The following is a 24,267-nucleotide window of genomic DNA, read 5'->3' on the forward strand; positions in this document are numbered from 1 at the left end:
TGTTTTTGCTATGCGGATCAGCCGCTGCTGCAGAAGCTTATTTGGAACTTTTTATGCACCGGGAGATTGGATGATATCCAGTCTCCTTTTTTGCGTTACGTACAATGTTGTATACATTAAGGGGGAAACAGGAATGGCACAGACAGAATTAAAAAGAGAGCTTGCAAACCGTCACGTCCAGCTTATCGCTATCGGGGGAACGATTGGCACAGGGTTATTCCTGGGATCGGGCAAAGCCATTCAGCAGGCCGGGCCCTCCATCATGCTCACGTATCTGATCGTGGGGATTGCCGTGTTTTTTGTGATGCGGGCGCTCGGGGAACTGCTGCTCTCGAAGGCGGGGTATCAATCTTTTACGGATATTGCTGAGGATTACCTGGGGCCGCGCGCGGCGTTCATTACAGGCTGGACCTACTGGTTCTGCTGGATTATGACGGCGATGGCCGATGTGATTGCGGTGGGCGTCTATGTGCAGTACTGGTTCGATATTCCGCAGTGGGTACCGGCCGTCATCTGCCTGATCATTCTGCTCGGGCTGAATCTGCTGACGGTCAAGAGCTTCGGGGAGCTGGAATTCTGGTTTGCCCTGATCAAGGTAGTTACGATACTGGCTCTGATCGGCCTGGGCATTGTCCTGCTGGTGACCCAGTTCAAGACGGATGCAGGCTCCGTGTCGGTCCGCAATCTCTGGGAGCACGGGGGCGTGTTCCCGAACGGGGTGAAGGGCTTTCTGTTCTCCTTCCAGATGGTAGTGTTCGCTTATGTTGGCGTGGAGCTGGTGGGGGTATCGGCAGCAGAGACGGCGAATCCGGAGAAAAACATCCCGTCCGCGATCAACAAAATTCCGCTGCGGATTCTGTTCTTCTATGTAGGCGCGCTCTTCGTGCTGCTGTGCATTAATCCCTGGACCCAGCTTAGCGCGTCTGAAAGTCCGTTCGTGCGCACCTTCAGTCTAGTCGGGATTCCGATTGCTGCGGGGATTATCAATTTCGTAGTCTTAACCTCGGCGGCCTCCGCCTGCAACAGCGGGATGTTCTCGACCAGCCGGATTCTCTACAATCTGAGCAGACGGAATCAGGCTTCCCCGCAGCTGGGCAAGCTGAACCGGAATCATGTGCCCGCGAATTCCTTATTCCTCTCCACCCTGGTGATCTCTGCCGGAGCACTGCTCAGCAAGCTCATTCCGGGCCAGGCCTTCGGCATCGTGACTACGATCAGTGCCATTTGCTTCATCTGGGTCTGGGGCGTTGTGCTGGTCTGCCATATCAAGTATAAAAGGAACCGCCCGGACTTACATGCCGCTTCCAAATTCAAAGCGCCATTCACCCCGGTGATTAACTATGCTGTCCTGACGCTGTTCGCCGCCATTCTTGTGATCATGCTCTTTGCCGATGAGACCCGTCCGGCGCTGCTGTTCACTCCGCTCTGGTTCATCCTGCTGTTCGTTCTGTACTCCATCAGAAGCCGTAAGGAGAAAAGTGAACAGGAAATCAGTATAATCAATACATAAACTGATTTCAGGATGAAGAGGGTGCAGCCGCCGTATGAACAAGACAGACCGCATGTTAGCCATCGTACTGGAGCTGCAGCGCAAAGGGGTCGTACGGGCAGAGGATCTGGCGTCTGTCTTCGAGACTAGCGTAAGAACCATCTACCGCGATATACAGGCGCTTAGTGAAGCCGGAGTGCCGGTGGTAGGAGCTACAGGTCAGGGATATTCGCTGGTAAAGGGGTATTTCCTGCCCCCGGTCAGCTTCACCGCGGAGGAGGCTGTGACTCTGCTGATCGGAACGGATTTCGTGGAGCAGCGGTTCGATACGGAATACGGGGACCGGGCCTCCGCAGCCGGCAGGAAGATTGAAGCGGTTCTGCCGGTCGATGTCCGGGAGAATGCCTCCCGCATCCGTCAGAGCGTCCTGCTGCTGAATACCTCTAAAGACAGACTGCAAGGACAGGAGAAGGATTATATCGGGCAGATCCGCCGTGCGATTCTGGAGCAGCGAAAGATCAGCTTCGGGTATACGAAGGGCAGACAGGAAGCTGACGGAAGTCACCGGAGTGTCCGAATCGCCTCGCCATATGGACTTGTTCTGAACAGAGGCGCCTGGACCCTGGTCGCCTGGTGTTGGCTGCGGGAGGAGATCCGTCATTTCCGGTTATCCAGAATGAGCGGACTTACCCTTCTGGATGACCGGTTCGAAGTGCCTGTGGGTTTCGATCTGCACGAGTACCAGCCGGAGGATGACCGCCATGTGCGCGTGTGCATTTTGGTGCATCCCGAGATCGCTGACAAGGCTGCTGAATCGAATAACTTTTATCTGGAGGCAGTGGAGGACCAGGAAGACGGCAGGCTTATGACCTTCCGTGTGCGCCAGCCCGGGGACCTGCTGCAATGGGTGCTTGGCTGGGGAGCGGGGGCGGTTGTCCTGGAGCCGGAAGCCTTGCGTAAGCTTGTGCGGGAGGAAGCGGCGGGAATGCTGGAACGCTACTGACATAACGTTGTCAGTAGCGTTTGTGTATATTCAGGTCAGACCTTAAGAATAAAGGAGTTGCCTGAATATTATGAATATGAACCCTACAGAAGCCTTGCAGCAATTTGAAAAGACTGCGAATCACTATCTTATGGAATTAGATACCTTCAGTATGGAAGAGCTGCTGCGGCAACCGGCTGAGGGAGAGTGGTCCCTTGGGCAGATGGTCCAGCACTTGATACAATCGGCGCTGTACATGCAGCTCCGTAATATCGATCTCTGTCTGGCCGGGAACGGGGAAGCAGCGGGGAAGGAAGCAGAGATGACTCCGGATGGTAAAGCGGTTTTTGCCGGGGGCAGCTTCCCGCCTGTACGCGTTCATGTTCCGCCGTCCCCGCAGTATACGCCGGTGCAGCCGGAGAGCAAGGAGCAGCTGATCCAAGGCCTGAACACAGTGATGGAGCGTATGCGCGAGACCCTGCCGAAGCTTGCGCAGGCACCTGAGCACAGCACCGCCCCCCATCCCCGGTTCGGCCCCTTGTCTGCGGCAGAATGGTATCTGCTGATTGAAATGCACTACCGCCATCACTTGCTGCAGCTGAACCGGTTGAAGGATTTCATAGGATCAAGTGTAGCGTAATAGAAGAACGCCAATAAGCCGAAGCCTGTCAGTAGTAACTGAGGGCTCCGGCTATTTTGCTACATTGATCACGTCGAGGGCTCACGGGCAAAATGTAATCGAAAAAGCGATCACAATGATCAAATTTTAATTATTCATTTTTGAATAAAGGAGGTTTGTCGCAACATGTCGAACTTAACTCTTAATTTCGCTGTACCCTGAAGCTAACTGAATAAAAGGAGACCCTCACCTATGAAAAACATCGTACGCTCCCTTGAAGATATAATAAATCTCGCGCCCGTTCTGAAAGCTGCTTTTCCATACGATATCTCGATTGCCGTCTGTGATACCGAGAAGTTTCTCGCCTATTACCCTGGGGATTCCATTGATCTGGGGATTCGCGCCGGGCAGATTATTCACGCGGACGAACCTCTGTATCACGCACTGGCAAATGATGAATACTCAAGGGCCAACGTTCCCAAAGAGTATTATGGATACGAATTTGTGGGTACGGTCCTTCCGGTACATGGAGAGGATGAACGTGTCTGCGGGGCGGTCTGTATTCAGGTGCGCAGACAGACCGAGCTGCGGGAAATTGCCGACCGGATGGCACTGTCCCTGAATCAGGCTAATGCGCGGATCATGCAGGTAGCGGGCGGGTCTAACCAGCTGGCCGGCTTCTCTCAGAAGCTGCTGGTCCAGTCTGAGACCACTGCTGCAAGTGTCCAAAAAAGCGATGAAGTGCTGGCTGTTCTGAGGAAGGTTGCCGACCAGACGCATCTGCTTGGAATTAATGCGGCCATTGAGGCTGCCCATGCCGGAGAGAAGGGCCGGGGCTTCGATATTGTCGCCAGAGAAATCCGCAAGTTCTCACAGGAGACCGAGCAATCCGCGCAGCGGATACGGGACACCCTGCGGGAGATCCAGACAGCGATGAAGGGAATCGGCCAATCCATCGGTCAGATTGCCTCAGTGGGACAAGAGCAGGCAGCTTCAACGCAAGAGATGTCCAGCTTCATTGAGGAGATTCGGGCGATGTCTGAGCAGTTGAATCAGTTCGCGCAGAAGCTGTGAGGGTAAGTGTGGAAGCTGCCTGGATAAGCCCGCAAATCTTACAGATGTGCGATAATTGTAGCCGCCAGCGCCAGGAAGGCTGGTAGGCCCTGCATCAGCAGGATGGATCTCTTGGAGGTGAGTCCGCCGTAGATGGCCGCAACCGCCACGCAGATCAGGAAGAACAGCTGCAACTGGTAACCGAAGTCTGCGCTCGGATGCAGCAGGCCCCAGATTAGACCGGCTGCCAGGAAGCCGTTATACAAGCCCTGGTTGGCAGCAAGCGACTTCGTCTCCCGGGAGAACGCAGGGGTCAATCCGAACGCCTTCTGTGCTCTCGGGGTGGTCCATAGAAACATCTCCAGTACTAGTATGTAGACATGCTCTAGTGCTACTAAGGCAACAAGAATTGAACTTACAGTCATCATAAAGAGTCCCTCTTTTCAAGTGATGTGAGTCGAATTAAGCCTATCATTTAAATTGTGCAAAATATAATTTTACGAACTTAAATATACCGGACTTTTTGATATTTGTCAATTTACTACAAATCGTAAAATTGGAATGTAAGGGGGCAAGAAGAGTGATATATATAAGAACGTTAACCCCGTCTGATGCCGAAGTATACCGGGCGCTTCGTTTGCAGTCGCTGCAGCAGCACCCGGAAGCTTTTCTAAGCTCCTATAAAGCGGAAGCGAAGTTGTCTATCGAGACTACCCGGATTAAGCTGGACTCCTCGGATGAGCATTTCACCCTGGGTGCCTTCTTGGATGGGGAGCAAAGGCTGGCGGGAATGGCTACCTTGTTCCGGGAGAGCAGGCCCAAGATTCAGCACAAAGCTCATGTCTATGCAGTATATGTAGATCCAGGAGCCCGTAAACATGGCACGGGCCGTGCGCTGATGCTTGAGCTGATAGCACGGGCGAAGGCCGCGCCGGGACTGGAGCTGCTGATGCTGACGGTAACCTCCCATAACGTTCCGGCCAAAAGACTCTACGAATCTCTGGGATTCGTGCGCTACGGCACAGAGCCGAAGGCGATGAAGCTTGGCAGCGAGTACCTGGATGAGGATCTGATGGTGCTGATGCTGTAAAATACAGCAAAGCCCCTCCCGCCTTTTCGGCAGAAGGGGCAAGTATGAAGGGAAGGTTGCTTACTTCGCAGATTTTCCGCTCAGGATCGCCTTCACCTGGCTGACCATTGCCGCTGCGTCAGCGCTGGTGACACCGTCCTGCGGACGGAAGCTTCCATCTTGATCCAGCTTCACGATCTTGAGGGCAAGCGCGGTCTGAATGGCTCCCGAGTTCAGGATATTGATCTTGTCATTATCCTTGATCTCCACCGGGATCAGCTTGATCATCGGCAGTTGGCCGCTGGTCTGGAGCGTGTTAATTAGCAGATAGGTGAACGATTCACGGGTTACGCTCATGTTCGGATCAATTTTGATCTGAAGATTCGCCTCAGGTCCGGCAGCATCCTTGATGAACTGTACGGCCTCGGTGGCAGTGATTGTCTTACCTATAGCAGCGGGCGCGGGATGTGCCTTGAGATAGTTCGCCGCATTCCCGGCAATAGAAGCAGCTTCAGGGCGGGTAATCCCTACTTTGGGATTGAAGTTACCTGCAGCATCCAGCTCCACGAAGCCGAAGGCAATGGCGGCCTGGATGGCACCCGAGTTCAGGATATTGATCTGATCGCCGTCCTTCACCTCTACCGGAATGACGTTAATCATCGGCAGTTGCCCGCTGGTCTGCAGAGTATGGATCAGCAGATAAGTGAATTCTTCACGGGACATGCTGGCCGCCGGATCAATCTTGATCTGCAGGTTGGCCTCAGGTCCGACAACCTCTTTTATCACCTGTACAGCTTGTGCTGCTGTAAGCACCTCGTCCGTCACCACCGGCGCCGGATGGGCTTTCAGATAAGCGAGTGCATTGCTGATGGCTACTGCCGCTTCCGCACGGGTGATCTCCTGTTTCGGGTTAAGCTTGCCGCTGTTATCCAGCTTCAGGACACCGTAATTCAGCGCACGCTGCAGGGCACCGGAGTATTCTACCTTCACCTGATCCTGATCGGCGTACTCTACCACCACTGGCTTAATCATCGGCAGGCGGTTCGTGTTCTCCATCGCATGAATGAGCTGGTAGGTGAAAGCTTCGCGGGTCAGCTTCTCACCAGGCTTCAGATCGGCAGGCAGGTCCAAGCCGTGCACACCGGCAATAATCAGCGCCTGCGCATACCAGGCAGAGTCATTGGCATTCTTGAAATAGTCTGTGGCATGCGGCTCCTTCACGAACCGAATCGTATCCAGATTCAGATCAAGGGCACTGACGATCATCTGCACCCCCTGGGCTGCTGTGATGCTGAGGTTCGGGCCGAACAGATCTGCGCTGATGCCTTTAATCAGGCCGCTGTTCTGAAGCGCGATAATCTTGTCTTTATCCTGCACGTTATGGATATCCTTGAAGCCTGCGGCCGAGGCGAATTGTTGCCCTGTGAAGCTGAGCGCCAGAGCGGCTGCTGCGGATAGGGTGATCATCTTGAATGTCTTCTTCATGTCCAGTCACCTCGTGAGTAGTTTGTAGTTTATTTGTGATCATAGACGGCGGCGTAGTCAAAAAGGTTCCAGTAAAAATAAAAAAATAAATTATAAAAAAAGCACTGGCCGCTTAGGGCTAGTGCCGTTTTCTCATACAAATCTCCTGCCATCTCATAAGCCATCCATACTGCTCATCGCAGAATTCTTTCGTTACAGACTGTAGCCCCTGGCAGCGGACAATGCGGGAGATAATCTGATAATGCCTTACCGCAATGAAGTCGACAATCGCGCGGATCTCATTGTCACTCAGGGTGCGCACCTTACAATACCCGGTATAGAAGCGTTCAAATAAACGCTGGGTAGCATCATACATGGAGTCGTGATATCGATTGAAATGAGTAGCGTCAGACATGTAGGCCACGTCCATGCCGGGATAGTCGCCGGAGGCATCATCAAAATCCATAAAGATATACTGCCCATGGCGGTTCTTAATCATGTTGCCTGTATGAAGGTCGCCGTGACAAAAGCCATGTGGAAGCTTGGACATACGGCCCCACAATTGATTTCCATATTGTTCAAGAGCAGCCACGGAGTTTGAATCACAGTCCAGTTCGCTCATAATAGAGAGATAATCATCAATATATTCATTTTTTGTACGCTTAATCAGTTGTTCTTCAGGGTAATTCTGCATTAGCTTATGAAGCTCGGCTGTCTGGTAACCGATAAGCTTCGCTTCGGCAATTCCATCAGGATTGTCACCTTCTGCATAGTCGTAGAGCACAGCGGTAAGCCAGCCCTCCTGAGCTTCAAGAAGAATGTGGTTCTTGTGTCTAGAAGTCCGGAGGACCGTTACAGCCGGAAAGGAATGAGCGTGCAAGTAGTCAAGAATTCGAAGAGACTGCATGGCATCGGCCGTTTTGAAGCTGCGGTATATTTTGAGCACATAACGCTTATTCCCGCCTTCTGCCAAATAAACCGAGCCAATCATATCGCGGTGAAGCTTGATCTGCTCAATACGTAACGGGTAGGATTGGTTAATCTCACGGATAAGATGATCATGGTTCATCTGGCAGCGTCCCCTTTATGAATGGCTCCAACTGCTATTCATTATCCTAGGGGAGAAACACAGATGTATAGAGAAAGATTGATTATAATTAAACCTCCGCCGCGACAATCTGATTCCGGCCCTGATGCTTGGCGGCGTAGAGGGCTTTATCAGCAGACTTGAATAGGTCGTTCAAGTAGGTGGTCGCATCCATGGCAGGCGGGATCTTGAATTCGGCGATGCTGAGCAGCCCCATGCTGATGGTGATCGACACGGGCTCATCGATATAATCGATATAGATCGTGTTATGTTCAACCTCGGATTTGAGCTGCTCGGCCAGACGCCGGGCCTCGGCTCCATCCGAATCCGGCAAATAGATGATGAATTTCTCTCCGCCGTAGCGGGCCAGGATATCGGAGGGCCGCAGGCTGCGCTGCAGCAGCTCCACCGTGCTGCACAGGACCACATCTCCGGCGAGATGGCCGTGCTGATCGTTGATTTTTTTGAAAAAATCGATGTCGATCAGTATAATAGTCGAAGGTGTCCGGGTACCGCTGACCCGAAGCGCCTCCTGCTCCAATTGCTGCATCAGATAATGCCGGTTGTAGCAGCCGGTCAGGCTGTCCGTGATCGCCAGCTTCCTCAGCTTGCCGTTCGTCTGGAACAGCTCCTCCTGTACCTTCACCAGTGAGTCGTTGCGTTCCTTCAGGATGGCGTTCTGCTGGTTCGTCTCATCGATGAGCCGCCGGATCTCGGTAACATTCTGGAAGGTGACAATCCGCCCGACCCGGCTGCCGCTTACTATGATCGGTGCTGCATGAATACTGACAACCATTTGGATAACGGGATGCAGTATTTCCAGCTCGGCCGTCTCCAGCGGGTACTCATGGTATTTCTGCAGGAAGTGTTCAATCTTCTCGGCAGGACCATCCGGCAGATAGCTGCTCATGTTGAACGCCGCACCCGTCACAAGCGGGATATAGGGATGCAGGGCATGATTAATCTCTACCACCTGCTCCTGGTCATCCAGCACGAGAATCCCGTATTCCATGGTATTGATAATATCCTGATGGGCGATAGTTACGATATCGAATACTTTGTCCTGGTGGATCGTAATCACAAAGAACGTAGCCGACACCACTATACCCAGCGAAGTGAAGCCCGGAATTACCGGCAGATAGTCATCCAGAAGGACATTGAGAAGCACGTCGATCATAAGGAAGACGCATAGCGCCGTAATGCCTTTGAGCATGTACATAACCTGATTCTTGATCCGCGCGGCTTGGTTAGAGGTCAGAGCCACGTATATGACATACATGGATATGAGCGCATCAAGGACAAGAAAGGTCATGCTGATCCAGAAAATAGGTCCGTAGGTCCGCTCTACATATCCGCCGTTCACCGGACGGACGAACCATCCATAAGGATTGAGCACCACTCCAAGGGATGTCAGTACTGCAGGGATTACCAGCACGGACACCATTCTTTTAGTAAGGAATTGGGATTGTCCGGCGAGCAGAATCGTGAAGAAGATCCAGCCCAGGCCCAGCAGGGAAGCATCCACGAAGGCAAGCTTCACATAAAAGAGCTGATAGAGAGGATCATCGACGGTCCTGATGGCAAACTGGCAGTAGGGCCAGATCAGCATGGCGAAATGGAACCCTAAATAGACCTTGTGCAGCTTGGTAATCGTGACCGTAGCCACAATATAGATGAGCAGCAGGAACAGAAGGAAGCACATAATCAGGTCAATCCAAGAGGCTAAAGCCAATATGTTACACCTTCTTGATTTTAATAGTATTTATTGATTTTTGTGGGTCTTAGGTCTTATATATTGTTTTTAATATATAATTAGCGTGTGCAGATTACAAGATTTTTAGATAAATCTATCGGAAAATATTGGATTGGGAGGGGACCAAATGAAGTCTATTAGCGTGCAGAGTCTTGTAGAGAAATTCCATCTGGAGGTGCTCGCCGGAGCGGGCTGGATGGACCGGAATATCACCCGTCCAAGGACGCACAGACCGGGTCTGGAGTTTGTCGGTTATTTTGATTTTTTTCCGATGGAGCGGGTGCAGGTCCTTGGACGTAAAGAGATTAACTACCTGTTAACGCTGAGTGTAGAGGAGCGGATGCTGCATATCGGCAATATCGTCAAATATCATCCGCCGTGCTTCATCGTGACCAGCGGCCAGCAGGAGATTCCTTATCTGACGCTGTTCTGCGATCAGGAGGGCATTCCGCTGCTGCGGACGCCGGAGGTGACCACCGAGTTCATCGCCAAGCTGGACAGCTTCCTGGTGAAGACGCTGGCGCCGGAGCTGTCGATTCATGGGGTATGCGTCAACGTGTCGGGGATCGGCATTCTGCTGCGCGGCAAGTCAGGGATTGGTAAAAGCGAGACGGCGCATACGCTGATCCGCAGGGGCCACCGCTTCGTGGCGGATGATATTGTGGTGCTGAAGAAGCTGGGTCCGGCGACTCTCCTCGGGACCCATAATGAGACCACGCGTGAATTCCTGGCGCTGCGCAGCATCGGCCTGATCAACGTCGTGCGGCAGTACGGGCGGCGGGCGTTCCAGGATGAGACGCGGATCGTACTCGATATTGAGCTTGCCCCCTGGCAGGAGAATTCGCTCAACAACGAGCTGGAGCTGGTGCCCCAGTTCACCGAATATCTCGGGGTGCAGATCCCGCATATCGAGGTCCAGCTTCAGCCGGGCCGTGATGTAGCCGGTCTGATTGAAGCGGCTGCGAACAACTGGTATCTCAAGCAGCTCGGATACAGTGCGGTGGAAGAATTCATGCAGCGGATTGAGGATGGGATGCAGTCTTAGAGGGCGGCAGGGAATGAAGACCCGCGCTCCTGGGCAACTTATAGGAAAGACAGCAAGGGAGCGTGTCCGTAAATGGCAAGAAGAAGCAGAAAATATGCGGTACCAGGGTCCGCCCAGGGAATGCAGACGTTCAAAGCGGAGGTTATGCGGCAGGAAGGATATCACGTAGATCCGAATCACCCGGACGATGTGAAATACGAGGTGGCGAAGGAGCTGGGTATGCCGCTGCAAGCCGGAAATAACGGCAAGCTGACCACCGAATCGGCGGGACAAATTGGCGGCCGCATCGGAGGCTCCATGGTCCGTGAGATGGTGCGCCTGGCCCAGGAGCAGCTTGCGGGTAAGCAGAAGTCTTAGAATCGATTGGATTCACATCTATATCCTTGCCAAAAGATCCCTTTCAATTGCTGAAGGGATCTAATTTATTTTAGTGCCGGTTAAGCCAAACCCTTTGGTTATAATTCCATTGTCCAAAAAACTCATCGCCATGAATCAATGATTGATATATTGGCTCCAGAAAATCAACAAGACATTTCATCAAATCTTGAAATGTGAGCGGTCCCTCTATACCAAGGCGATTCATAAATGCCAACCATTGTCTTAAACGGATGTCATCATCAGCAAATGTAGTCTGAAACAAAGGATGATCCTTTTCCAATATTGTCTTCCGGCGCTGAAAGGTTTCATACACGGCCTCATACAGTACACGCCCATCAAAATTATTGGTGCTCAGAAGCGTATAAATATCATAAAAATCCTTCATTCGGCTGTTCATGACGGATAATGTAATCATGGCTTCAAACTTTTCAGATATGACGGATTCCTTCGAGTAGGCTTGTACCTGCGGGGCTTCCATATTAAGCAGAACCGGGTAATCAATAAGTTGCGGCTTAGGAACTACAATATCGCCAAATCCGATATCAAATTGCAGGCTCTTTCTCATTCTCCCCAGAAGTGCCGTTATCTTGATTCTTACCCCCTCATAATCGGCATCCTCTTTAATTCTCTCCGTTGTCATGTTGTCCAGCTGAAACTCAACTCCATCTGCAGGAACATCAATCGAACAAATTATCACAAACGACTCTCTTAAAATTTCAAGCTCATTTGCAATCTGTCTGGCCAGAAAATCAACGTCTTTTGTTGGACGCGCTTTGAGCTGAGTCTGCGAGAATAGAAACAGCCCGCCCTTTAAGATGAATTTATCCCGATAATCCGATATAGACAAGCGGTATAAGAAGCGCTCTTGAAGGTACAGGAGCAGCAAGGTATCGAATGCTTTTCCAGAGGTCTTAGCAATATTTTTTAAACGTTCGGCAACAGAGGCAGGAATATTTTTAATATCACTCATCAGATCAACACCTCGAGATATTTTTGCAAAACGGTCCTTATCCGCAACTGGTCAGCATAGGAAACTAATTTCGTTATATTTTTATAAGGAGATTTAAGATAGTTTCTTAAACCCTCTTTCATCAAATCTATCCCCATCTTTTCACGGTATCGTACAATATCACAAATTGTTTTCTCCCGGTTGTAGATTTTAACGGTGGCCCCCTCTATACAAACATCGTCTATTCCTACTTTAAACTGAGCTTCCGCAAAGAACATAACTTTAATGGGCGGATAGTCTGGAAGCCGCGGTTTTTTTTCGCCACGATGAATAGCAATTTGATATTCCCAAGGATGATATGTGGTCAGTTCATAATAGGATAGGGCGGAGAGGAGGCAAATGACTCCTTTGGGAACCAGTCGTGACACTTCAAGCATTTCATTTAATGGTTCGTTTCCCGCGCTCGCAAGCCGATAAACTCCTTGCTTTACCCGTTCAATTTCACCGATGGATTCCAGTTTTTTTACGTAATAAGGGGATATCCCTGCTTCTAAGAAATCTCTCGTTCGGGCAAAACCATTATGTTTCTCTAGAACTCGCATCGCCTCCATCAAAATCTGCTCGTCCATGAACTCACCACCATTCACAATTGCTTAAGATAGATATTCGAGAATAGTTGCTGTTTTCCTCTAGTTATTCACGAAAAGTTCTGCACTTAGACGTAAGAGCAGAAAAATACCCTAAGACATTTCGTTCAATGTCATAGGGTATGAAATCAAGCACCCGGGAGCCACGCTTCGGAATTAAGCAGTAGACCCGCCCTGTAGCAGGCTGTTTCTGTAATTCATGAGCGGGGCGAGCCAGACCATGCCGGTTCCCCGGTACACGTTGACCAGGCCTTCGCCGGAGGCGGCGGAGCCCAGACGGGTCTTGCCTGACTTCTCAACCGTGAAGTCCAGAGAGTTGGACCACATGAGAGCGAAGTTACCGTCCACCTTCAATACATCATTCTGCAGCTCAACCACGACAGCTTCCTCAGAAGGAATGGGAGCTTCGAGGGCAAGAATCCCTTTGCCGCGTGCGCTCAGGTTGAACAGTCCTTCACCGCCGAGGACGGCAGAGGAGATGTTCTTGCGTGCCGCAACGGAGATGTCGAGCGTAGTCTCACAAGCCAGGAACATGCCGTCATCGATCACGATATGGTCGTTGTCCACATCGATCAGCCAGAGGTATTTGTAGGTGGTCTCCAGCAGAATCGTTCCGGTTCCCTTGTAGAGCGGCTTGACTGCACTGGTTCCGGTGGCCGCCCCGGACAGCATATTGCGCATCAGTCCGCCTACGCCTTTGATGCCGGAGGTCATCTCGATATTGCCGATCATATATTGCATGGCCCCGGCACTCAGCATCACCTCATTGTTATTCAGCTCAATCATCAGCTGTTTGTTGCGCATATTACTCTTGCTCATGAAGAAGTTGGTCTCTGCTTCATACCGGGTAGTGGTGCTGAGATCCTCTTTGTATTCGATGATGCTGAAGCCGCCAAGCTGTTCTTTGATGATAACGTTGGAATTGTCCTTTAGGTTATTAATGGTAAAAGCCATGGATACCCGCTCCTTCGGTAGCTGTAGTTATGCAATGCTGTGCATCATGCCTTCAAAGCATACGTATTCGACACTTCTCGCGGGTATCCTTGAATTCCGGCAGAAAAAAACGCATACAATAATTCCTTTACTTCTAATATCAGGTTAGCGTAATGTTCTAAGTATAGTGCTCAGAATACAAACGTATCTCCTGACACCAGCATTAGAACCGAAAGGAAGTTAGCCTTGTTTGAGACGCTGCTGCTCAATTTTTTGTTTATGCTGTTTCCGGTGCTGATATTTCTGATTTTCTTCGAGAACAGGCCCCACGCCTACAATCATAAGATTCTTGTACTGCTCATCGCCGCCACCATGATCCTGTGCATCGCCAAGCCGATCCGGCTGGAGACCGGGTTCATCTTTGACTTGCGGTATGTTCCGTTTGTGATTGCTGCCTTGTATGGAGGGTACAAACATACCCTGCCCTTATATGTGATTCTGAATGTGTACCGTTTCTACATAGGCGGTGAGGGAACCGTCCAATCCTTACTTTTTTCGACAGCAGTCTTCATTCTGGTGCCCTCCATAAGCGCCAGATTTCTCCGGTCTAAGCCCAAGGGACGGATCTTGTGGGCTACCTCCATTGTGGTGCTGACTATGGGCTGTTATCTGATCAGCCTGAGCCAGATCATGGATAAGCTGGATACCCAGTTCTGGACGCTTGCCTTCTATGCCTTAACTACGCATGTGGTGGTTATGGCGATCCTAATGATCATGCTGGAGCAGATCCTGGCGAATCTCAGGAACCGTGAGCGGATTATGCAGTCGGAGCGGCTGAATGTGGTCAGTGAGCTGGCGGCCAGTGTCTCCCATGAGATGCGCAATCCGTTAACCGTGACCAGCGGCTTCCTGCAGCTGCTTAATCTCTCCAAGAACCTCACCCCGCAAGAGAAGGGGTATGTTGAGCTGTCACTGCTGGAGCTGAACCGGGCGGAGAAAATTATCAGCGATTATCTGTCTTTTGCCAAGCCGCAGTCGGCGAGCCGGGTCTACTCCAACCTGATGGCAGAATGTGAATACACCAAGAATGTGATCCTGCCGTATGCCACGATCCACAAGGTTGCGGTTGAGTTCAGCTTCAACAACCCGCTCAGCACCCATTATGACAGTAATGAGATGCAGCAATGTCTGATTAATCTGTACAAGAATGCGATTGAAGCGATGGAGGGGGTGGAGGATGCCGTCCTGTCCATTAGTGTCTTCGCAAGCGGGCAGAGTATTATTATTACCATCAGCGACACCGGTGTCGGAATGACGAAGGATGAGATCTCGCGCCTGGGCAAGCCGTATTACTCCACCAAGGCGGACGGAACGGGGCTCGGAATGGTCATGGCGTATAACACGATTAACAAGCTCAAGGGCCGTATTGAGGTCACCAGCGAGAAGGGCAAGGGAACTGTCTTCCGGATCATCATCCCGGCCTAGCGCATGGCAACAGTGGGAAACTTGGTGTGAAAATGATAAAGTATCTCTAAGAGAAGTTGGAACTATTAACCGGGAGGCTATGGGTAATGAGAGAAGAATTAATCGCGCAATTGAACGCTTGGCATGAGGCGGACGAATATGAAGAAATCGTATCCCGCATCAAAGAGGTGCCGACACCGCTGATCGATGAAGAGCTGGCAGTACATCTGGGCCGGGCGCTCAACAATCTGGGCCGCTACCGGGAAGCGCTTAAATGGTTCAACAAGGCGGCAGATCAGGGTAAAAAAGACCCGCTGTGGCATTTCCGTGTCGGCTACGCCCACTATTATCTGGATGAGTACGACCAGGCGATCAAGGCGTTCAAGAAGGCGAACAAGCTGGACCCTGAAGATCAGGATACCATCGAATTCCTGGAATGGAGCCGCAGTGAGAAGGCGGCGCTGGCCGCTGCAGACGAGGATAGCGAGGATGCAGACGAAGCTTCCGAAGCGGATTCCGGCTCGGATACCAGTCCTGATGCAGAACCGGATGCGGCAAAAGAGACTAAGCACTAGGGCTTGACGGCCGGTCTGGCCGAAGCATACAATGAGAGTCAATCTTATCTAAGAGGTGAAATGGATGCCATTCCGTACCGTTGCAAGGAACTAGTTATCGGGCTGGGTAGAACGCGTACCAGCCACCAAGGGGGAGGTCTGTCCTCTTGGTCAATTAACTGGATTCTTGAACGGTGCCTGGAGGGTCATTCTTTGTGAGCCGGGACACTGCGTTATTCCGCTTGAAGACTATACTGCTGAGGCAGGAGTCTTTGGCGCGGGGTGGCGGGGAGAGTTCCCGGCTTTTTGCCATACTCTTATGAATAGGATTGGAGATTGTGATCATGTTAAAAAAATGTCTTGTCCACCTCAGAGGGTGGGCCGCACTGTATATAGGTCTCGGCTTCGCTATTCAGCTCTTAAGCAGCCTGGGCATTGTGGTCTTTCAGCGGATTCTGGATCAGGCGGTGGCGTGCACGGGCTTCCGTGAAACCCTCTACGGAGTAGTCGTCTACGGGATACTGCTCGGCCTGAACGTCCTGCTGAATTATGCGGATGAATATCCCAGCGCTTATCTATCGGGCAGCATCACAGAAAGACTGAAGATTATGGCCTTGTCCAAAATCTCCAGAATGGATTATTCCGCCTACCAGAACATGGGCACAGGCCAGATGATCAAGGTGATCGAGAACGGCGCGGCGGCCGGGAACAGTATCCTGTTTTCTTTTATCCTGAAGACGCTGCATGAGCTGCTGCCCACCATTCTCTTCAGTCTGCTGTTCATCAGCTACTATGACCTCAGAATCATGCTGGTGATTGCGGGCGGGTACGTGGTTATCTTCGGGTTAACGAATGTTCTGCTCAAAGTTCTCTACCGGATCAAGGAATCGGTGCTTATGCAGCAGGAGGCCATGTCCCGGTACGGGGTCCGAGGCTTCATGGAGCTGGTCGTCTTCCGTACCAACAAGAAGTATGCGCAGGAGATCGGCAGACTGAACAAGGCGGCACAGCAGATTATCAGACAGAGCGCGAAGCTGCAGATGATTCATGAATCCTTCTTCGCCTTGTTCGAATTGTTCATTACGGTCATTAAGGTGGTTGTTCTGCTGTACGGTGTGAAGAATGTCGTCTCCGGGCAGGCTTCAATCGGGGTCATGGTCGCGCTGTTCATGTTCATTGAGAAAATCTATACGCCGATCGCCATCTTCAACGTATTATTCGTCGGCTATAAGCTGAACAGGGTCACCTATCAGCGGTTCGAGGACTTCCTGAATGCCCCGGAGGACCCGAATCTGGAGCGGGGCAAGACGCTTGCGCAGCTACAGGGCAGCATCGAATTCAAGGATGTAACGTTCAGCTATGGAGAGGTGCAGGTGCTGGACCGGCTGTCCTTCACGGTTGCGCCCGGAACCTCAGTGGCTCTGGTCGGCTTAAGCGGCAGCGGCAAGTCAACGGTTATTAAGCTGATTACGGGCCTGCTCAAAAAAAGCGGCGGTGAGCTGCTGGTCGACGGCACGGATATCGACGAGCTGAGTCTGGACAGCTACTATGATCACATCTCTTATCTGTCGCAGGACAGTCCGATCTTCGACACCACCATCCGGGGCAACATGGTGTTCGGGCAGCAGGTGCCGGATGAAGAGCTGTACGCGGTACTGGATAAGGTTCACCTGAAGGAGAAGGTGCTGGAGCTGCCGGAGAAGCTGGAGACGCGGGTTGGGGAGCGGGGGCTGAAGCTGTCGGGCGGGGAGCGTCAGCGGCTGGCTTTTGCCCGGGCAATCCTGCAAAAACGGAATCTGATCATCCTCGATGAGCCGGTATCGGCCCTGGATAATATTACGGAGCGCAGCCTGATGGAGACGGTGTTCGCGGAGTTCAGGCATAAGACGGTCATTATTATCGCGCACCGGCTGAATTTCATCAGCGGTGTGGACCAGATTCTGGTCATGGAGCAGGGCAGGCTGGCGGGGGCAGGCGATTTCGATTCCCTGATCCGCGACTGCCCGTCCTTCCGTGCGCTGTGGAATAACGGCAGGGGGCAAACGGATTAAACTATCTTTTACCTTGTGGACTATCCTCCGGCTGAACTATGCTGGGTGGCAGATAGAACTCGAAGGTGAGGTTATGTGTATTATGAATCTGGCATTGTCCAGGATGAAGCTCGAAACAGAGCGGTTAATCATCCGTCCCTATATGGAAAGTGATCTGATGGCTTCGTTCGAGCTCATGCAGAACCCGGAGGTGCTGGCCTTCATGCATATGGAGGTCATGCCGAGGCATGAGTATGAGGGCATGTTCCGCTGGCTGATGTTCAGCTATCATACGCCGTTTGAGCTGCCGTTCAAGTATTCGTTCGCCATCTGCGATAAGGCGACCGGCCAGCTGATCGGCTGGTGCGGGGCTGGTGTGCTGGAGTTCAGACCACCGGATGCGGAGCTGTATTATCTGATCGGGCGTGAACACTGGGGCCGGGGATATGCTACCGAAGCCGCTGCGGCGCTGGCGGGCTACGCCTTCGATGTGATCGGACTGGAGCAGCTATACGCCAAGGCAGATCGGCGCAATACCGCGTCGCTTGGGGTGCTCCGGAAGCTGGGCTTCCGGGTGGAGCAGGAGCTGGCCGGATTAACCGGCGATTATGAGGACTGCAACGGGGAGCTGCTGCATGTGCTGACGAAGGAGCGGTTTGTGGAGCGGCTTAAAGGCAGGAAATGACCATATGCTGAGCGGGCAGGCGATGAACTGACGAGGGATATGCGCGGAATGTATAATTGGAAGAAGCGTGGAAGAAGACCGGAAGATTAGAGATTACGGCTTGCTAAGCCGTATTTTAGTAACAGGTGCCGTCCTTATAGGATGGCACCTGTTGTGTATGAGCAGGACTCCCTATCGCTGTCTCATGCGGCATTGGAGCAGTTTTTTAGACTGATTGTATTTTCTGCAATAGAATTCGGGCTTAGCTAAGCTAAATAATCATCTGTTGTATTTTATACAATGGTTTTCTTGAATTCTGCCCGAAAGCCCTTATTTGTCCAGATTCTGCTGTACAGAGTGCAATAGAATCAATTTTTAGGCCAATTTCGGGGTCGGCTAATGTACAAAGTGCAACAGAAGTAGAGTCCAGCCAGTTCTGAACCCGCACATCATTCAGGCGTAAGTGTTCGTTTATAAGAAAACTTACGTACGCGGATTAACTCTAACCTGTGCGCCCTTGCCGCTGGTCTGCAGCCCGGAGGCCTTGGTTCCGGCCTCCTTAAGATCGGCCACGAGCCGCTCCAGCACTGCCTTCGCAGCGGCGGCTTCCTTGGCGCCGGAGGACTTCACGACAAGCTGCACCGGCTTGCCGGAGCGCAGATGCTTGTCCGCCTGACGCAGCTTCGTGTCGTAGTCATGCTCTTCGATATGGGCAGTGAAGCGCAGCTCCTTCACCTTCTCCCAGCTGCTTCCGCCGCCTTGTTGCGGACGGCTGGTATCGCCCTTGCGGGCCGCTTGCGCTGCCGCCTTGCCCTTGGCGACCAGGCTGCAGGGCGGCGGGCTGCTCATCAGCGAGGTGCAGACCAGGTCGGCCCCTGCGGCTCTGGCCATGGACAGAGCCTCGCTTCTGGATACGGTGCCAAGCTTCTCGCCCTTCAGCCCGGTCAGCTCGACCTCGGCTGCCTTAATCTGTTCATTAATCAGTACGGCCAAGAAATAATCCTCCCTTTGCGGATATGATATAGCTATCATATATGGAAGCGGGCAGGGCTTCAATAACTGCAGCCGGATGCCATCAGCCGTCAGCCCGGCAGGTTGAGACGGTTGTGCAAAGCGGTTATACTCAGTGGACGCAGGTTTTTCAGCATGGAACCACTGGCACTACTATATTTTCTGTTGAATGGGGGATGGCAATTGAATGACACAGCTGACGATAAGCAGTTAATTCTGCTTATTGCACAGAAAGACTCGAATGCCCTCGAACTGCTCTATGACCGGTATGAACGGGTCATTTATAGCTTTGCTTACCAGATCGTGAAGGATTCGATGGCTGCCGAGGAGGTTATGCAGGAGCTGTTCCTGCGACTGTGGAAGAATGCGGGGCAGATTGACTTCGGCAAAGGCAAGCTGCTCACCTGGATGTTCGCGGTGACCCGCAATCTGGCGATCGATTACCTCCGTAAGCGGGACGCCAGGCTGCCGCGGCAATCCGCCGATACCGGGAATCTGGAGCAGGTTCAGGACCATGGTGTGCTGACCGAGGATCTCGTTGAGCTGCAGATGGCAGGGGAACAGATCAGAGAGGCGCTGCTGGGATTAAGCCGCGACCAGCAGCAGGTAATGGATATGATCTATTACCAGGGCTACACTCAGCAGGAGGTAGCGCAGCTTGCGGCTATCCCGCTGGGAACGGTCAAGGGAAGAGTCCGGCTGGCGATGAAGCAGCTTCACAAATCGTTACGGCACTGGGGAAGGAGGGATCATGCACATGAGTGAACACAATGAGGAACTCTGTGAGTTGGCTGAATTATATACGCTGGGCGCACTGACGGCGGAGGAAATGCAGCAATTCGCTGCCCATGCGGCAGAATGCGCGGAATGCAGGGAGCTGGTGGAGGAATACCGGCAGGTACTGGACCATCTTCCGCTTGCCTCTGAGCCGGCAGACCCGCCCTCCGGCATGAAGGAGCGCATTTTGTCACGGGTGCTGGAGTCCGGGAATGCGGCTGCACCGGCTGCCCGGCCGGAGACCCGCCTGCTGAATATCCAGCCTGATGCAGAGCGGGCGGCGGAGCATGAGCCAGCGGGGACTCCTCCGGCAGAGCAGGGCTTGCCCCAATTAAGCATCCCGGAGCCCAAGAGAACCCGCTTCTGGGGGTACCTGAGCCTTGGACTGGCTGTGGCTGTGCTGCTCCTGGTCGTCTACACCGGCCAGCTGCGCGGGAATGTGTCCGAGCTGAAGGAGCAGCTGGCCTCCGGCACCGGACCGCTCCAGGGGCTTAAGGTGAATGAGGCGGTAGCGCTTAGTCCGGCTGGAGAAGGGGTTAACGCCAAGGGTACAGCAACGATTGTCGCGGACCCTACCGGCACCCACCTTGTGCTTCAGGCAGAGGATCTGCCGGAGCTTACCGGCACCGAGGTCTATCAGGTATGGCTAATCAAAGGGGATTCGCCGGTCAATGCGGGCACATTCATCTCACAGGGCGGAAACGGGGCACTATATTATTCTTTTGACCCGAAGGCCTATGATACCATAGCCGTTACACTGGAGCCGGATGGCGCAGGTGTTACCCCGCGCGGGAAGATGATTCTCACAGCGCCGATTAAGCAGGGGTAGCGGGCAAGGAAATGCCGCGTTCAGGCGTACGGAATGGAATAGAATTGAAGCTGAACAGCCGGGAGGATGAATTCCCGGCTGTTTTTTTTCTCATCAAACTCTAATCTTCCTGCAAAGTCTTTCTCATCTAATCCGGTATAACCTAAGAGTAATCACAAGGATGGAGGAGATGGGAAGATGAAGGTTACTTGGAAAAGGCTGCTTACGGGTGTCGCTCTGGCGGCGGTATTCTTATACATAGGCAAGGGGATTGGCGGGGCGGCCGAAGCTAGGCAGTTGAGCGAGGAAGGTTTCGTCTCTGCGCCTGCGGGCGCCACAGTCTCTGCAGCTCCTGATAGGGTCACCGAATCCGTCTCGGGTGCGTCTGTGTCCCTACCAGAATCTATTTCCGGGGCGACCTCTACTGCTGCTGAGGTTATTGAATCGTGGCAGGCAGAGGGGGCGGGCTCATTTTCCGGGGATGCCGGGTATTCTTTTGACAAAGGTACTACTTACATCCCGCTGCCTGCCGGGACGGACAGTGTCTCTATTAAGAATACCAACGGTAATATTGAGATCAAGCAGGGCAATGTCAAGGAGCTTGAGATCCAGATGACGGTGGTTGTCCATCAGGCGACGGCAGAAGTGGCAAAGGAAATCGCTAACAAGTCCGGGATGAAGGCGGGCACAGGAGCTAATCTGGAGATTGAGACGTACAGCGAATTCTATGGCAACCACCAGTCGCCGAGCCTGGAGCTGACGGTAACCCTGCCGCAGGGCATGAAGGCGGAGCTGCAGGCAAGGACGGAGAACGGCAATCTTTCTTTGTCAAAAGTTTCTAGTACAGGTAAAATCAAATTATCGTCAGTGAATGGCAATATCACCGCTACCGGCATCCCGGAGGAGCTTGTTCTGCATACGGTCAACGGTGACGTTCAGGTCTCGGAAGCGAAGAGCAGCGTTGAGGTTAAGCTGACCAATGGCAATGTGCAGGCTTCGCAGATCTCGGGAGATCTGGCAGTGAAGGCGGTCAACGGGAATCTCACGGTGAAGGATGCGCTGGCTGCGGTCCGTGCGTCTACCGTGGCGGGGAATATTGAGGTGGAGAGCCGGAAAATCGGGGGCAATTGGACAGTGACTACGGCGGTAGGAGACCTGGAGCTGGCCTGGCCGGGAGGAGCGGGAGTCGAGGTGGATGCGGAGTCAGGTTTTGACGAGATTGAAACGGACTTCCCGCTGACTGTGAAGAATCACAAGGCACATGGACGGATTGGCGCAGGTACCTATCAGATTCACGCTAAAGCTATGGCAGGGTTATCGCTGATGCAGAACTGATCTTGTAAAGAGGTGGACAAGGGTTGAAGGAACGCGTATTGATCATTGAGGATGAGGCGGCCATGATCCGCCTGCTGGAGCTGGAGCTGCTCTATGAGGGTTACGATATCACGGTTGCAGGGGATGGAATTACAGGTGCCGAGAAGGCGCTGGGCGAGCATTATGATATGATTCTGCTGGATTTGAATCTGCCGGGCATCAGCGGAATCGAAGTCTGCAAGCGGGTACGTGCGGTCAAGCAGACTCCGATTATTATGCTCACGGCCAGAGACACGGTCAGTGACCGGGTAAGGGGACTGGATACCGGGGCTGACGATTATGTGCCGAAGCCGTTCGCTATCGAAGAGCTGCTGGCCCGCATGCGTTCATTGCAGCGAAGGCTGCATGCGGCTGAACCAGGGGATGAGGTGCTGTGCGCTAAGGATCTGATGCTGGATACGGCCGCCCACCGGGTCAGCCGGGCCGGACGCGAGATTGAATGCTCGCAGCGTGAATTCGACCTGCTGCACTGTCTGCTGGTCCATAAGAACCGGCTGATGAACCGTGAGGCACTGCTCAATCTGGTATGGGGCTATTCGTATGAAGGTGAGACGAATGTGGTAGATGTGTACATAAGGTATGTGCGTATGAAGGTGGATGAGGGCTTCGGGGAGAAGCTGATCCATACCGTCCGTGGCAGCGGCTATATCCTGAGAGATTGAGGTGAGGGAATGAAGCCATGGACATTCTCCCGTAAGGTCAGTGCTTCGATTGCGCTGACGGCGCTGGCTGTTGCGGCAGTGGTCAGCGGATTTGTCTATATTACCTTCAAGCACTGGACAGACAGCCAGGAAACACGGGTGCTGGATGCCAAGCTGAAGCAGTTCGAGCTTCGGGTCGGCGAAGTGGAATTTCTGCCGTCCCTGCTTCAGCCCGGACTGGGCCGGGGGGGCGGTGCGGCAGCTTTTTTGAAGCCGGATTTCTCCATGTTCGCTCCTGAGCTGGAGAAGGGGCAGGTGCTGCAGATGCTGGATGCCCGCGGGCGCGTGCTTGCCGAAGCGGGGGAAGGGGAGCCAGAACCCGGCTCGGATGTATATCAGGCGGAGAAGGAGATATCGCTGCCGGTGTATGGCCTTGTCCGGCTTCAGCTTACAGACAGCGGACAGTCGCGCAGTGCCACCGCCCAGAAGGAGGTAGGCCGGCTGCTGCTGCTGGGCCTGCTGCTGGCTGCAGGAATGGCGGTAATCGCCGGGGGCCTGGTCTCCCGTTCGGCGCTGAAGCCCATCCGCAGTATGATCGGCGAAGTCCGCAGCATCGGAACGAACAGCTTATCACGGCGTGTACAGGTTCCCGCCGCTCAGGATGAACTCCAGCAGCTGGGGGAGACCTTCAACGGATTCCTGCATAAGCTGGAGGTCTCCTTCGATCAGCAGCGCCGCTTCATCGCGGATGCCTCGCATGAGCTTAAGACACCGCTGGCTATTATTGAGGGCCATACTCATATGATTCAGCGCTGGGGCAAGCAGTCGCCGGAGGTGCTGGATGAATCGCTGGCCTTCATGATGGATGAGACCCGGCGGATGAAGGCGCTGATCTCCCAGCTCCTGCTGCTTGCCGAAGCGGAGGCAGAGGCATTCGTGCCGGAGGACGGGGAGGGCGTCTGCAGTCTGAAGATCACGCTAAGCGAGCTGCTGCCGCAGACGGTTCATGTTAATCCCGGCGTAGAGCTTGATTATGACAGCGGCTCCAGCGGACAGGAGGTACTGGTAAGGATACCGGGCAGCGCCTGCTATCAGGTACTCCGCAACATCATCGAGAATGCATTGAAGTATACGCCGGAAGGCGGAACGGTGGTGATCAGGCATTCCCGCTTGGAAGATGGCAGGGTGGTGCTGACCGCAGCCGATACCGGAATCGGGATCTGCGCGGAGCAGCTACCGCATATCTTCGAACGCTTCTACCGTACAGAGCATTCGCGGAGCCGCTCGCAGGGAGGCTCGGGTCTGGGCCTGGCTATTGCCAGAGCGATCATGGAACGGTATGGCGGCTCCATCGCCATTGACAGCACGCCGGTGCAGGGGACAACCGTGACATTGACCTTTGCAGGTGCCTGAGCTGTATTGTGCGAAGCTGATCGGCCGCCCGAAGTATGAGTCCGGAGAAGCACTCCGCACCGT

Annotated in this window: 24 protein-coding genes; 16 read left to right on the forward strand and 8 right to left on the reverse strand. The window is 53.1% G+C overall.

The window, feature by feature from the left end; all coding sequences use genetic code 11:
* Positions 1 to 133: 133 nt before the first annotated feature.
* The 4 genes from NSU18_RS20745 (at position 134) to NSU18_RS20760 (ending at position 4,164) form a co-directional block, all read left to right on the forward strand.
* Positions 134 to 1,510, forward strand: a complete 1,377-nt coding sequence (locus NSU18_RS20745) for an amino acid permease (RefSeq protein ID WP_341015815.1) — start codon at positions 134 to 136, stop codon at positions 1,508 to 1,510.
* 34 nt (positions 1,511 to 1,544) lie between these two features.
* Complete coding sequence (locus NSU18_RS20750; protein WP_341015816.1) at positions 1,545 to 2,492, forward strand: helix-turn-helix transcriptional regulator; 948 nt, start codon at positions 1,545 to 1,547, stop codon at positions 2,490 to 2,492.
* Positions 2,493 to 2,568: 76 nt separating this feature from the next.
* Positions 2,569 to 3,111 carry a DinB family protein gene (locus NSU18_RS20755; protein ID WP_341018530.1) on the forward strand — a complete coding sequence of 181 codons (543 nt, stop codon included), beginning with the start codon at positions 2,569 to 2,571 and terminating at the stop codon, positions 3,109 to 3,111.
* Between the two features lie 231 nt (positions 3,112 to 3,342).
* On the forward strand, positions 3,343 to 4,164 hold the full coding sequence (locus NSU18_RS20760) for a methyl-accepting chemotaxis protein (RefSeq protein ID WP_341015818.1): 822 nt from the start codon (positions 3,343 to 3,345) through the stop codon (positions 4,162 to 4,164).
* Positions 4,165 to 4,202: 38 nt separating this feature from the next.
* On the opposite strand, the gene NSU18_RS20765 is transcribed toward NSU18_RS20760, so the two are convergent.
* A complete protein-coding gene (locus NSU18_RS20765; RefSeq protein ID WP_341015819.1) occupies positions 4,203 to 4,571 on the reverse strand; it encodes a DUF1304 domain-containing protein in 369 nt (122 codons plus the stop codon).
* Between the two features lie 152 nt (positions 4,572 to 4,723).
* Here NSU18_RS20765 and NSU18_RS20770 point away from each other — a divergent pair, with 152 nt between their 5' ends.
* Positions 4,724 to 5,233 carry a GNAT family N-acetyltransferase gene (locus NSU18_RS20770; protein WP_341015820.1) on the forward strand — a complete coding sequence of 170 codons (510 nt, stop codon included), beginning with the start codon at positions 4,724 to 4,726 and terminating at the stop codon, positions 5,231 to 5,233.
* A gap of 60 nt (positions 5,234 to 5,293) precedes the next feature.
* Here the strand turns inward: NSU18_RS20770 and NSU18_RS20775 are convergent, their stop codons facing one another.
* The 3 genes from NSU18_RS20775 to NSU18_RS20785 all read right to left on the reverse strand — a co-directional run bounded on the left by NSU18_RS20775 (position 5,294) and on the right by NSU18_RS20785 (position 9,495).
* Positions 5,294 to 6,697 (reverse strand): S-layer homology domain-containing protein, encoded by a 1,404-nt coding sequence (locus NSU18_RS20775; protein WP_341015821.1) that lies wholly within the window; start codon positions 6,695 to 6,697, stop codon positions 5,294 to 5,296.
* A 118-nt stretch (positions 6,698 to 6,815) separates the two neighbouring features.
* Positions 6,816 to 7,745, reverse strand: a complete 930-nt coding sequence (locus NSU18_RS20780; protein WP_341015823.1) for a phosphotransferase enzyme family protein — start codon at positions 7,743 to 7,745, stop codon at positions 6,816 to 6,818.
* Positions 7,746 to 7,833: 88 nt separating this feature from the next.
* On the reverse strand, positions 7,834 to 9,495 hold the full coding sequence (locus NSU18_RS20785) for a histidine kinase N-terminal 7TM domain-containing diguanylate cyclase (RefSeq protein ID WP_341015824.1): 1,662 nt from the start codon (positions 9,493 to 9,495) through the stop codon (positions 7,834 to 7,836).
* A gap of 148 nt (positions 9,496 to 9,643) precedes the next feature.
* Between NSU18_RS20785 and hprK the strand changes: the two genes are divergently transcribed.
* Positions 9,644 to 10,561: an HPr(Ser) kinase/phosphatase gene (gene hprK, locus NSU18_RS20790; protein WP_341015827.1), complete on the forward strand. Its 918-nt coding sequence runs from the start codon at positions 9,644 to 9,646 to the stop codon at positions 10,559 to 10,561.
* A 72-nt stretch (positions 10,562 to 10,633) separates the two neighbouring features.
* The gene (locus NSU18_RS20795) at positions 10,634 to 10,918 is read left to right on the forward strand and encodes an alpha/beta-type small acid-soluble spore protein (RefSeq protein ID WP_341015828.1); all 285 of its coding nucleotides are present in this window, start codon (positions 10,634 to 10,636) and stop codon (positions 10,916 to 10,918) included.
* 70 nt (positions 10,919 to 10,988) lie between these two features.
* Here NSU18_RS20795 and NSU18_RS20800 read toward each other — a convergent pair whose 3' ends face one another.
* The 3 genes from NSU18_RS20800 to NSU18_RS20810 all read right to left on the reverse strand — a co-directional run bounded on the left by NSU18_RS20800 (position 10,989) and on the right by NSU18_RS20810 (position 13,489).
* A complete protein-coding gene (locus tag NSU18_RS20800) occupies positions 10,989 to 11,909 on the reverse strand; it encodes a nucleotidyl transferase AbiEii/AbiGii toxin family protein (protein WP_341149932.1) in 921 nt (306 codons plus the stop codon).
* A complete protein-coding gene (locus NSU18_RS20805; protein ID WP_341015831.1) occupies positions 11,909 to 12,517 on the reverse strand; it encodes a type IV toxin-antitoxin system AbiEi family antitoxin domain-containing protein in 609 nt (202 codons plus the stop codon). The genes NSU18_RS20800 and NSU18_RS20805 overlap by 1 nt, the downstream gene beginning before the upstream one ends.
* Before the next feature lie 174 nt (positions 12,518 to 12,691).
* Positions 12,692 to 13,489, reverse strand: coding sequence for an AIM24 family protein (locus NSU18_RS20810; protein WP_341015832.1), 798 nt, complete (start codon positions 13,487 to 13,489; stop codon positions 12,692 to 12,694).
* A gap of 225 nt (positions 13,490 to 13,714) precedes the next feature.
* On the opposite strand from NSU18_RS20810, the gene NSU18_RS20815 reads away from it, so the two are divergent.
* The 4 genes from NSU18_RS20815 to NSU18_RS20830 all read left to right on the forward strand — a co-directional run bounded on the left by NSU18_RS20815 (position 13,715) and on the right by NSU18_RS20830 (position 18,201).
* Complete coding sequence (locus tag NSU18_RS20815) at positions 13,715 to 14,953, forward strand: ATP-binding protein (RefSeq protein WP_341149933.1); 1,239 nt, start codon at positions 13,715 to 13,717, stop codon at positions 14,951 to 14,953.
* Positions 14,954 to 15,039: 86 nt separating this feature from the next.
* Entirely contained in the window at positions 15,040 to 15,507 is a 468-nt protein-coding gene (locus tag NSU18_RS20820) for a tetratricopeptide repeat protein (RefSeq protein ID WP_341149934.1), read from the forward strand.
* Positions 15,508 to 15,830: 323 nt separating this feature from the next.
* Positions 15,831 to 17,537 carry an ABC transporter ATP-binding protein gene (locus NSU18_RS20825; protein WP_341149935.1) on the forward strand — a complete coding sequence of 569 codons (1,707 nt, stop codon included), beginning with the start codon at positions 15,831 to 15,833 and terminating at the stop codon, positions 17,535 to 17,537.
* 103 nt (positions 17,538 to 17,640) lie between these two features.
* Positions 17,641 to 18,201, forward strand: a complete 561-nt coding sequence (locus tag NSU18_RS20830) for a GNAT family N-acetyltransferase (RefSeq protein WP_341149936.1) — start codon at positions 17,641 to 17,643, stop codon at positions 18,199 to 18,201.
* A 462-nt stretch (positions 18,202 to 18,663) separates the two neighbouring features.
* On the opposite strand, the gene infC is transcribed toward NSU18_RS20830, so the two are convergent.
* Positions 18,664 to 19,173, reverse strand: a complete 510-nt coding sequence (gene infC, locus NSU18_RS20835; protein ID WP_341149937.1) for a translation initiation factor IF-3 — start codon at positions 19,171 to 19,173, stop codon at positions 18,664 to 18,666.
* Positions 19,174 to 19,374: 201 nt separating this feature from the next.
* Here infC and NSU18_RS20840 point away from each other — a divergent pair, with 201 nt between their 5' ends.
* From NSU18_RS20840 to NSU18_RS20860, 5 genes are all read left to right on the forward strand, one after another.
* A complete protein-coding gene (locus NSU18_RS20840; RefSeq protein ID WP_341015839.1) occupies positions 19,375 to 19,956 on the forward strand; it encodes an RNA polymerase sigma factor in 582 nt (193 codons plus the stop codon).
* Positions 19,949 to 20,797, forward strand: coding sequence for an anti-sigma factor domain-containing protein (locus NSU18_RS20845; protein WP_341149938.1), 849 nt, complete (start codon positions 19,949 to 19,951; stop codon positions 20,795 to 20,797). Before NSU18_RS20840 ends, NSU18_RS20845 begins: the two co-directional genes overlap by 8 nt.
* 177 nt (positions 20,798 to 20,974) lie before the next feature.
* Positions 20,975 to 22,111: a DUF4097 family beta strand repeat-containing protein gene (locus NSU18_RS20850; protein WP_341149939.1), complete on the forward strand. Its 1,137-nt coding sequence runs from the start codon at positions 20,975 to 20,977 to the stop codon at positions 22,109 to 22,111.
* Positions 22,112 to 22,134: 23 nt separating this feature from the next.
* Positions 22,135 to 22,812: a response regulator transcription factor gene (locus NSU18_RS20855; RefSeq protein WP_341015842.1), complete on the forward strand. Its 678-nt coding sequence runs from the start codon at positions 22,135 to 22,137 to the stop codon at positions 22,810 to 22,812.
* A gap of 9 nt (positions 22,813 to 22,821) precedes the next feature.
* On the forward strand, positions 22,822 to 24,204 hold the full coding sequence (locus NSU18_RS20860) for a sensor histidine kinase (RefSeq protein WP_341149940.1): 1,383 nt from the start codon (positions 22,822 to 22,824) through the stop codon (positions 24,202 to 24,204).
* Positions 24,205 to 24,267 lie beyond the last annotated feature (63 nt).

Source organism: Paenibacillus sp. FSL H8-0048 (assembly GCF_038002825.1).
Taxonomy (GTDB): Bacteria; Bacillota; Bacilli; order Paenibacillales; family Paenibacillaceae; genus Paenibacillus_AQ.

What these genes read in the sequence shown, in the direction of transcription:
- NSU18_RS20765 (WP_341015819.1), bottom strand. Translation starts at nt 4,571, where the DNA reads ATGATGACTGTAAGTTCAATTCTTGTTGCCTTAGTAGCACTAGAGCAT.
- NSU18_RS20845 (WP_341149938.1), top strand. Translation starts at nt 19,949, where the DNA reads ATGAGTGAACACAATGAGGAACTCTGTGAGTTGGCTGAATTATATACG.
- NSU18_RS20750 (WP_341015816.1), top strand. Translation starts at nt 1,545, where the DNA reads ATGAACAAGACAGACCGCATGTTAGCCATCGTACTGGAGCTGCAGCGC.
- NSU18_RS20820 (WP_341149934.1), top strand. Translation starts at nt 15,040, where the DNA reads ATGAGAGAAGAATTAATCGCGCAATTGAACGCTTGGCATGAGGCGGAC.
- NSU18_RS20760 (WP_341015818.1), top strand. Translation starts at nt 3,343, where the DNA reads ATGAAAAACATCGTACGCTCCCTTGAAGATATAATAAATCTCGCGCCC.
- NSU18_RS20850 (WP_341149939.1), top strand. Translation starts at nt 20,975, where the DNA reads ATGAAGGTTACTTGGAAAAGGCTGCTTACGGGTGTCGCTCTGGCGGCG.
- NSU18_RS20800 (WP_341149932.1), bottom strand. Translation starts at nt 11,909, where the DNA reads ATGAGTGATATTAAAAATATTCCTGCCTCTGTTGCCGAACGTTTAAAA.
- NSU18_RS20860 (WP_341149940.1), top strand. Translation starts at nt 22,822, where the DNA reads ATGAAGCCATGGACATTCTCCCGTAAGGTCAGTGCTTCGATTGCGCTG.
- NSU18_RS20745 (WP_341015815.1), top strand. Translation starts at nt 134, where the DNA reads ATGGCACAGACAGAATTAAAAAGAGAGCTTGCAAACCGTCACGTCCAG.
- NSU18_RS20755 (WP_341018530.1), top strand. Translation starts at nt 2,569, where the DNA reads ATGAACCCTACAGAAGCCTTGCAGCAATTTGAAAAGACTGCGAATCAC.
- NSU18_RS20810 (WP_341015832.1), bottom strand. Translation starts at nt 13,489, where the DNA reads ATGGCTTTTACCATTAATAACCTAAAGGACAATTCCAACGTTATCATC.
- NSU18_RS20825 (WP_341149935.1), top strand. Translation starts at nt 15,831, where the DNA reads ATGTTAAAAAAATGTCTTGTCCACCTCAGAGGGTGGGCCGCACTGTAT.
- NSU18_RS20830 (WP_341149936.1), top strand. Translation starts at nt 17,641, where the DNA reads ATGAAGCTCGAAACAGAGCGGTTAATCATCCGTCCCTATATGGAAAGT.
- NSU18_RS20780 (WP_341015823.1), bottom strand. Translation starts at nt 7,745, where the DNA reads ATGAACCATGATCATCTTATCCGTGAGATTAACCAATCCTACCCGTTA.
- NSU18_RS20795 (WP_341015828.1), top strand. Translation starts at nt 10,634, where the DNA reads ATGGCAAGAAGAAGCAGAAAATATGCGGTACCAGGGTCCGCCCAGGGA.
- NSU18_RS20775 (WP_341015821.1), bottom strand. Translation starts at nt 6,697, where the DNA reads ATGAAGAAGACATTCAAGATGATCACCCTATCCGCAGCAGCCGCTCTG.
- NSU18_RS20805 (WP_341015831.1), bottom strand. Translation starts at nt 12,517, where the DNA reads ATGGACGAGCAGATTTTGATGGAGGCGATGCGAGTTCTAGAGAAACAT.
- hprK (WP_341015827.1), top strand. Translation starts at nt 9,644, where the DNA reads ATGAAGTCTATTAGCGTGCAGAGTCTTGTAGAGAAATTCCATCTGGAG.